This is a genomic window from Dendronalium phyllosphericum CENA369 (assembly GCF_016056275.1).
Classification (GTDB): Bacteria; Cyanobacteriota; Cyanobacteriia; order Cyanobacteriales; family Nostocaceae; genus Dendronalium; species Dendronalium phyllosphericum.
Map to the genome: position 1 here is coordinate 1,846 of NZ_JAECZA010000284.1, position 9,194 is coordinate 11,039.

5 protein-coding genes are annotated in these 9,194 nt (G+C 44.9%); 4 read left to right on the forward strand and 1 reads right to left on the reverse strand.

What is annotated here, in order from left to right; translation table 11 throughout:
* Positions 1 to 184: 184 nt before the first annotated feature.
* From I8752_RS31605 to I8752_RS31615, 3 genes are all read left to right on the forward strand, one after another.
* The gene (locus I8752_RS31605) at positions 185 to 562 is read left to right on the forward strand and encodes a hypothetical protein (RefSeq protein WP_225896030.1); all 378 of its coding nucleotides are present in this window, start codon (positions 185 to 187) and stop codon (positions 560 to 562) included.
* A gap of 114 nt (positions 563 to 676) precedes the next feature.
* Positions 677 to 7,582, forward strand: coding sequence for a PAS domain-containing protein (locus tag I8752_RS31610; protein WP_214436131.1), 6,906 nt, complete (start codon positions 677 to 679; stop codon positions 7,580 to 7,582).
* 6 nt (positions 7,583 to 7,588) lie between these two features.
* On the forward strand, positions 7,589 to 8,218 hold the full coding sequence (locus I8752_RS31615; protein ID WP_214436132.1) for a response regulator: 630 nt from the start codon (positions 7,589 to 7,591) through the stop codon (positions 8,216 to 8,218).
* A gap of 66 nt (positions 8,219 to 8,284) precedes the next feature.
* Here I8752_RS31615 and I8752_RS31620 read toward each other — a convergent pair whose 3' ends face one another.
* A complete protein-coding gene (locus I8752_RS31620; RefSeq protein WP_086832656.1) occupies positions 8,285 to 8,704 on the reverse strand; it encodes a hypothetical protein in 420 nt (139 codons plus the stop codon).
* Positions 8,705 to 8,894: 190 nt separating this feature from the next.
* Here I8752_RS31620 and I8752_RS31625 point away from each other — a divergent pair.
* On the forward strand, positions 8,895 to 9,194 hold a 300-nt coding region (locus I8752_RS31625; protein ID WP_214436133.1), incomplete at its 3' end, for a hypothetical protein.

Sequence of the window (9,194 nt, forward strand, 5' to 3'; positions counted from 1 at the left end):
CTTAATCCGGCATCAGATATTACTCTTCCACCCTGGAAATTAACTACTACTGTAGGTAATTTTGGCTGTTCAAATTTGAACTGTTTTGCTATACGATCTGTTGAAGCTGGGGTCATGCTTTACAACTGCTGAAATGCTTGCTATATATACATTTTTGCAGTTTTTGACCCCTTTTTATATCTTTGTGAGAAATCCGGGCAAAGTACCCAATAGCTACCAGATTGGGGAAGTCTGCCAAATTTTAGTCAAGGATAATCCCGAACTCAGGGGTAAGGGCGGTTGCTGGGCGATTATTACTCAAGTCAACGATTTTAGCTGTAACGTGAGAACTTGGGATGGCGAATGTACTGTTGGGGTGCAGCACTTGAAGTCTTATGAATATCTGCCCCAGGAATGCGAACAATTGCAAGAAATCTGCGATCGCATCAATCAAGTGTACTCCAGTGGGCTAGAGGAGTCTGTGCAAAGGTTTTTGGAGTCATTGGGGAGGCTGAAGCGGTTTTATTTGACGGCTTTGGAGGAGAAAGTGCTGAGTGTGTTGGAATCTGCAATCATAGTTTAAATCTTTTATTTCATCAAATTTATCCTCAATTACCAAATACTAAGTAATTATTTTCATTGTGAAAATTACTGTATAGTTTGAGGTAAGCCAGATTATATTCACCAGAGAAGCTTTATGATTGCTCTACCTGGTATTGCCATCCAAAGCAAAATATATGAAAGTTCTAATTCTCTGGTTTATCGGGGCATTAGAGAGGATGGTGTAGGGATTATAGCAAAAATGCTTAAGCTTGATTATCCCTCACCTCAAGAACTAACCCGCTACAGACAGGAATATAACATTACTCGTTCTCTCAACTTAGAAGGAGTTGTCAAGGCATACAGCCAGCAAGAGTATCAACGTACTCTGGTGATTCTCTTAGAAGATTTTGGGGCAGAGTCCCTAGAAAAATGGATGCACAAGCGTCCAGATATTTTCTGCCCCATGCCTTTATCGCCTTTTCTTGATTTTGCAATCGCCCTTTGCGATATTCTAGGCAAAATCCATGCAGCCAATGTCATTCATAAAGATATCAACCCTGGAAACATCGTCCTCAATCTGGATGCTGGGGTTGTCAAAATTATTGACTTTGGAATTGCTACTGAATTTAATTACACGAATCCAACTTTTAAAAGCCTTCACGTTTTAGAAGGAACCCTCGCCTACCTGTCTCCAGAACAAACAGGGCGGATGAACCGTTTGCTTGATTACCGAACTGATTTCTACTCGCTGGGCGTGACATTTTACGAACTGCTCACCGGACAACTACCATTTCCCACTACAGACGTGCTTGAGCTAGTCCATTGTCATATAGCCAAACATCCTGTTCCGCCTAATGAAATAAATACAACGATTCCCAAGCCAGTTTCAGATATCATTCTCAAACTGATGGCGAAAAATACTGAAAATCGCTATCAAAGTGCCTGGGGCATCAAAGCGGATTTAGAAATCTGTGCTAAACAATTAGAACACATCGGTCAAATCCATAGCATTCAACTGGCACTTCAAGACGTTTGCGATCGCTTTCAAATTCCCCAAAAGCTGTATGGACGGGATCGGGAAGTTGCAATGTTATTGGCGGCGTTTGATCGCGTAGCGTGTCCGGAGTCAAATACCGTTGCTGCTTTACCAAACAATTTAAAAACAACTTCACAAACCCAACCAACAGACAAGCCAAAATTCCAAGTTGAAATGATGTTGGTATCTGGCTATGCGGGAGTCGGCAAATCAGCGTTAGTGCAAGAAATTTATAAACCAATCACCCAAAAGCGCGGCTATTTTATATCTGGTAAATTTGATCAATTTCAGTGCAATATTCCCTACAGTGCGATCGCGGTTGCCCTGCAAAAATTGGTACAGCAATTACTTAGTGAACCAGACGAGTCTGTGCAACAGTGGCGATCGCGCCTGCTTGCAGGGTTGGGCAGCAATGGACAACTTATAATTGATGTCATCCCTGAAGTGGAATTGATTGTGGGCAAGCAGCCGCCTGTCCCAGAAGTGGAAGCTGCGGAAGCTCAGAATCGTTTCAATCGCGTCTTTGAGCAGTTTATCCGAGTGTTTTGTTCCAAGGAGCATCCGCTAGCAATCTTCCTAGATGATTTACAATGGATTGACTCCGCGACGCTGAAGTTAATCGAGTTGATGCTGCTCGATGAGCAAAACCAATTCCTGTTTTTGATTGGAGCCTATCGAGACAATGAAGTGACTCCAACGCATCCACTGCTCTTAACGCTAGAGAGGCTGCAAAAAAAAGGGGCAGTGCTTCAAGAGATGATCCTGACACCTTTAACGCTCTTGCCGTTGAGTCAGTTGATTGCCGAAACACTACATCGGGATGTGGACACTGTTGGTTCCCTTGGTGAATTGGTGCTGCGTAAAACCCAGGGTAATCCTTTCTTTGTCAGTGAATTTTTGAGGATGCTGTATAGCGAAAATCTGCTGACCTTTGATAGGTCACACTTAAGCTGGCAGTGGAACATTGCTCAACTTCAAACCCAAAATATCACTAATAATGTTGTGGAGTTGCTGCTCTTAAAGTTGAAGAAACTACCAGAAGAAACCCAGCAAATTCTCCGTTTAGCCGCTTGTATCGGAGCTGAATTTGATTTAGAGACTTTAGCGATCGTGTGTGACACATCACCCAAAACGGTTTTTCAGGATTTATTACCAGCGATACAAGAAGGATTCATTCAAACCCTGTCTGAATTAGACGAAGACTTGTTAGTTCAAGAGTATAAATTCTTGCATGACCGAGTACAGCAAGCCGCCTATGATTTGATTTCTGAGGATCGAAAGCAAGTAACGCACTACTGCATTGGACAACTCCTGCTGAACAAGCTCTCTGAGGTCGAACAAAGTGAAAGGCTTTTTGATATTGTCAACCACATCAACTATGGTCAATCCCTTTTGACACAGAAAGATGAAAAAGAGAAACTAGCACGACTCAACTTGGCTGCCGCTCAAAAAGCCATCGCCTCTACTGCCTATGAAGCTGCGATTCGGTATCTTGAGACTGGCATTGGCTTGCTCAAAGAGGAGGCTTGGATGAGTCAGTACGACTTGATGTTCCACCTGTATCGGACTCTCTGCACAGCACAGTTGAGCAATGCTAGCTATGAGCAATTAAGCGCCACAACCAAGGTTGCTTTAGAACACATTTCTTCTGCTGTTGATCGTGCAGATATTCGTGTATTTCAAATCACTCAATATACCTTACAAGGCGAATGTGAGAAAGCAGTTCAAACAGGTCTGATCGGATTGTACGAGTTGGGGATTGAGATTAAGGGCAAAAATTTGACAGAATTAGTCCGTGAAGAGTTTGCTGCTGTTGCCAAAAGCTTAGAAAATCGCTCAATTTCCTCACTTTTAACTTTACCAACTGCGAGCGATCCGGTCATCCAAGCAGTGATTAAATTGGTCGTTGTAGATATATCACTCTACCATACGGCTAATATTGAACTTTTCAGCTTTGTCAGTTTAAGAGTAGTTCGTCTTTCCATTGAACATGGAAATATTGCTGAGTCGATTAAGGCTTATGCAAACTATGGTCTTCTTCTAGGTTTGATGGAAGGGCAACACCAACGAGGCTATGAGTTTGCAGATTTAGCAGTGCAACTTAGCTACAAGCTAAACAGTAAATCTCAGCAGTGTAAAGCACAGATGTTGTTTGGAGGCTGGATTCACGTTTGGTCAAAACCTATAACAGGGGCAGCTACGATCAATTACAAAGGTTTTCTGGCAGGCATGGAGTCGGGAGATGTTCAATTTGCATCCTATAACTTGTTGGGTAACATTTTTAATCGTTTATTTCAAGGAGAAAATTTAATAACCGTTGCAGAAGATAACGAAAAATATCAGTTGGTGGTAGAGCAGATTCAGGACGAGCGTTCGAGGGTGGCACTGGCTGGAGCTAAATTTTTTATCGCAAAACTTGCTTTAGGGCAAGCGGCACAGGAGAGCGCTCGCTCGCTCAAGGAGACAAAAAAAATAGTTGATCGGGGTGAAACCTCACAAATACGGTCTTCAATTTGTCTTTATTACATCCTCAGAATGCATCTTTCCTGTTTAACAGCAGATTTTGAGCAAGGCTGCCATTATTTCGTTGAAGCGGGGAAGATCCTAAATTCTATCGTAGGTTTTACAACCTATAGTGGTTATTTCTACTATGGTTCTCTGATTCTACTCAACCTGTATTCCGGTCTATCTCAAGCAGAACAAAGTCATACTTTGGAACAGATCCGATTAAATCAGGAGCGTTTGAAGGCATGGTCGGATAGCTGTCCAGAAAACTTTTTACACAAGTTTCATCTCGTTGAGGCAGAGAAAGCACGAGTCTTAGGGCAAGTTCTTGAAGCCGAGGAGTTCTATGAACAAGCCATTCAAGGAGCCAAGGACAACGATTATCTGCAAGAAGAAGCATTAGCCTATGAATTAGCCGCCAAACATTACTTAGCTCGTGGTAGAGAAAAGTTTGCCCAAACATACATGAAAGAAGCTCACTATTGCTATAAACGCTGGGGAGCAATGGCAAAGGTTAAAGATTTAGAAACTCGTTATCCTCAACTATTTCCTCAGTTGTCTAACGTAGTTTATACACCAGTTAGCACCACGGCTGGAACCGCCTCAAATACCTCACATACTGCTCTCGACTTAGCAACGGTGATGAAAGCAGCTCAAGCAATTTCGAGTGAGATTGAATTGGAGCGATTGCTTAGTTCTCTAATGCAAATTTTAATTGAAAACGCAGGGGCACAAACTGGATGTTTGCTTTTGGAGAACGCAGGCGAATGGGAGATCAAAGCAGCTTGTGAACTCAATGAGGGTGAGCAAGTCTATGCGACGCAAGTACCGCAATCGATTCCAATGACAAATCGTGTACCTAAATCCATTATTCAATATGTGATCCGAACGCATGAATCTGTAATTTTAAGTGATGCAACTCGTGAAGGGAATTTTATCAACGATCCCTACATCCGACAAAACAAAACACAATCCCTGCTCTGTTTGCCGTTGTTGAAACAAAGTAAGCTGGTTGGTGTGTTGTATCTGGAGAATCAAATAGCAACTGGGGCATTTACACCTGAACAATTCTCCGAAGGAGACGCTACGCGAACGCAAGTATTACATCTTTTATCCACTCAAGCAGCGATCGCGATCGAAAATGCCAAACTCTACACGAAACTACGCGCTAGCGAAAGTCAGATAAATCAATTTCTAGAAGCGGTTCCAGTGGGAATTGGGGTCTTGGATGCGACTGGTCGCCCTTACTATGTCAATCAGCAGGGAATTGAGCTGATGGGTAAAGGCGTCGATCCTAACGCGACACCAGATCGTCTTGCAGAGGTTTATCAAGTTTACCTGGCTGGAACGGATCGAAACTGTTCCCCTGAGGATATGCCAATCGTCCGAGCGTTAAAAGGCGAACGTACAAGAACGGATAAATTAGAGATTCACCAAGGCGAGACTATTATTCCCATTGAGGCATGGGGAACGCCAGTCTTTGACGAACAGGGCAAGGTAGCTTATGCGATTGTAGCCTTTCAAGATATCACCCAGCGCAAACAAACCGAACATCTCTTAGCCAACTACAATCGTACCCTGGAGCAACAAGTAGCCCAACGAACGGCAGCTTTACAGCAAAGTGAAGCAGAATTGCGCCATCGGGAACAGGAATTACGATTGATTGCCAACGCTCTACCAGTTCTGATTAGCTATGTAGATGCCAATCGATGTTATCAATTCATCAACCATACCTATGAGGTCTGGTTCAACCGTAGCCGCGATGAAATTCTGGGTAACCCTGTTTGCCAACTTCTCGGTGAGCCGGTTTATCAACGAGTTGAGCCTTACATTAATCAGGTGTTTGCAGGGCAAACGGTATCTCTAGAAACAGAGATCCCTTTTCCGGATGACAAGCGGTGCATCAGCGCGACCTTGATCCCTGATTTCGATGACAATGCTCAGGTAAGAGGCTTCTACAGTATCATGACAGATATTAGCGAACAGCAAGCTGCGCTACGTAAACGCAAACAAGCAGAAGAGGTGTTGCGCCAGTCCGAGGCTCAATTTCGGGAACAGGCAATACTCTCCGCTTTTCGCGCCGATGTGGATAGTGCCTTGGCTCAAAGTGATAGTTTGCCCTTGATACTGCATCGCTGTGTCCAAGCCGTTGTTGAGCACTTTAATGCGGCATTTGCTCGGATTTGGACGCTAAATAAAGACAAGAATGTTTTGGAGTTACAAGCCAGTGCGGGGATGTATACCCGTCTTGACGGTGAGTACAGTCGAATTCCTGTAGGTACCGTCAAAATTGGACAAATTGCTCAGGAACGCTGTCCTCTGTTGATTAACAATGTGTTTGATGAATCATCCATTGATAAAGAATGGGCAAAACGAGAAGGCATGGTGGCATTTGCGGGCTATCCGATACTGCTGGATGAGCAGCTTGTTGGAGTTATAGCGATGTTTACTCGACATCCCATTCCGTCGTCCAACTTTGAGGCGTTGGAGTTTTCAGCCCGTGAGATTGCATTAGGAATTAGACGCAAACAGGCAGAAGAAGCGTTGCAAGCCTCTGAAGCAGAACTGCGGGCGCTCTTTTATGCAATGCCCGATCCTCTGATGGTGATAGATGCAGAAGGGCGTATTTTGAGAGCAATCCTCATCAAGTCAGAGAAATTATATAAACCGATTGACGAACAGGTGGGTCGAACATTACACGAAATTTTTGAGCGAGCGCAAGCCGATACATTTCTTGGCTATATTCGGCAAGCATTGAACACTCAGCAGCCGCTAACGATTGAGTATAGCTTGATGATGGGAGGGTGGAAAACCTGGTTTGCAACTCGCATTTCACCTATCTCAGAACATTCTGTCATTTGGCTGGTAAGAGATATCACCGATCGTAAACGTGCCGAAGAAGCCTCCATTCTAGAAGAGCGCACCCACATGGCACGGGAAATTCACGACACTTTAGCCCAAGCGTTTACAGGCATTATCATTCATGCTCGCTCTGCCTCCCATGAGGTAACGGCAGAGCCAGAAAAAGCGCAAACTCTTCTCACCCAGATCCTCGACTTAGCTCGTTTTGGGCTGGCGGAGGCACGTCGTTCAGTAGAGGCACTACACCGCCCATATCTTTTGGAGAGTAATAACTTACAGGATGCCTTCAGCAGTCTTGTTGCTCAATTAAATTCCTCAATCGCAACCCAAATTGTCTACGAAGTCATTGGTACAAACTATACCCTATCCTCCGATCTAGAAAATAATCTGTTTCGGATTGGGCAAGAGGCTTTGACAAATGCAATCAAACATGCTAAAACACGTAAAATCCACATTAAACTGGTCTATGAACCGACCCAATGCAGCTTGCGAATAAAAGACGATGGGCAAGGATTTGATGTAGAAAACCAGGCGATGAGGAATGGCTTTGGTTTACTGGGGATGGCACAACGGGCTGAACGCATTAGAGCTGAATTAAAGATTCAAAGCCACTTAGGGCAAGGCACAGAGATTGTGGTATCTATCGATCGGGGGTAAGTCAGCATGAATCAGCCCAGTAGCATTCGTGTTCTGGTTGTGGACGATCATCCCGTCGTCCGCCAGGGTTTGATCGGAATGTTAGAGAAGGCTCCAGATATCGTCATTGTTGGTCAGGGGCGAAATGGGCAGGAGGCGATCGCAGTTTTTCAGCAACAGCAGCCTGATGTGACTTTGATGGATTTACGGATGCCTGAAATGGGAGGTGTTCAGGCGATTACGGTTATTTGCAATCAGTTTCCCAATGCCCGAATTATTGTGCTGACCACGTATGACACCGATGAAGAGATTTATCGAGGATTGCGAGCAGGGGCAAAGGGGTATTTACTGAAGGACTCTGAGCCAGAGGAACTATTGACAGCAATTCGGACAGTAACCAGGGGACAACAGTATATTCCCCCCAATGTAGCTGCCAAGCTAGTCCAACGGATGACTGCTCCAGAACTGAGCGATCGTGAGTTAGAAGTTCTCCAGTTAGTCGGACAGGGCATGAGCAACCAAGAAATTAGCACTGCTCTCAATATTAGTGAAAGTACAGTGAAGACTCATATCAACCGAATTTTAAGCAAGCTAGATGTCAAAGATCGCACCCAGGCAGCCATTATTGCGTTGAAACGCGGAATTGCTAGCTTGTGAACTACCTACACCGACCTTATGGCTGCCTAACGAACCGACGTTCAGCGGCCGGTTAGCCGCAGCAAGTCATGCCACCTGATAGAACTCCTGCGCCTGTCGGAGGGCGCGCCCAACCGAGAAGTCGGCGAAGTCGCGGTCACATCGGGCGATGTACTCCAACGCATCCTGTGCCGGGTCACTGCCGTGGGCGCAGAGGAACTCCTTGGTCTGCTTCAAACCCGCTCCACATAGGAACTGGACATCAATCCCGCAGTGTGTATCGAAGTTGCAGGACTTCGCCTCCCAAACCAACAGGGAGTCTTCGACCACACCCAGCGAGAAAAGCTGGGCGCACAGGAGGCGCATCAGGAACTGGTCGCCGACCTCATTGGCCTCAAGTCGGATCTGCTCACGCAGTGCCGCGACAATTGCCGGGCGGTCGGCGTGCTTCGCCGGAAGCCCAAAGCGCCTCAGCGCCTCGTTGACACCTTTCCAACCGTCATCCATCACGCTGCCTAACTATTTATTATGCGGAAACTTTCTATATAACATTCATATTCGGGTATTATAGGGAATTTTTCCGTATAACTACCTTAAGACAATACTCCGGACAATTTTTAGTTGAGGGAATAGACAAGAAAGCTATCGAGCCATTAAGGTGCTGATTAGAAAAAACTTGCACCGACTCGATAGCCATATGGAAATTGTACAAAGCTTACTGAGCAAAATGGGGATTTTTCATAAACCACAGATAAAAGCCTTGACAACCCTGTTTGCCACGATTCTAATTGCCTGTGGCAAGGTAAACTTTACCAACTTGAGTCGTTACAGCCAACGAACAGAGAGAAGTTATCGCCGACAGTTTAAAAAACAGTTTGATTTCGCTCAGTTCAACGCAGAAGTAATCAAAGCAGCAACGTCTCTTCATCACTCAATGATTGCGGTGATGGACTGTTCATTCATTGCTAAAAGCGGGAAAAAGACCTTTGGACTAGAC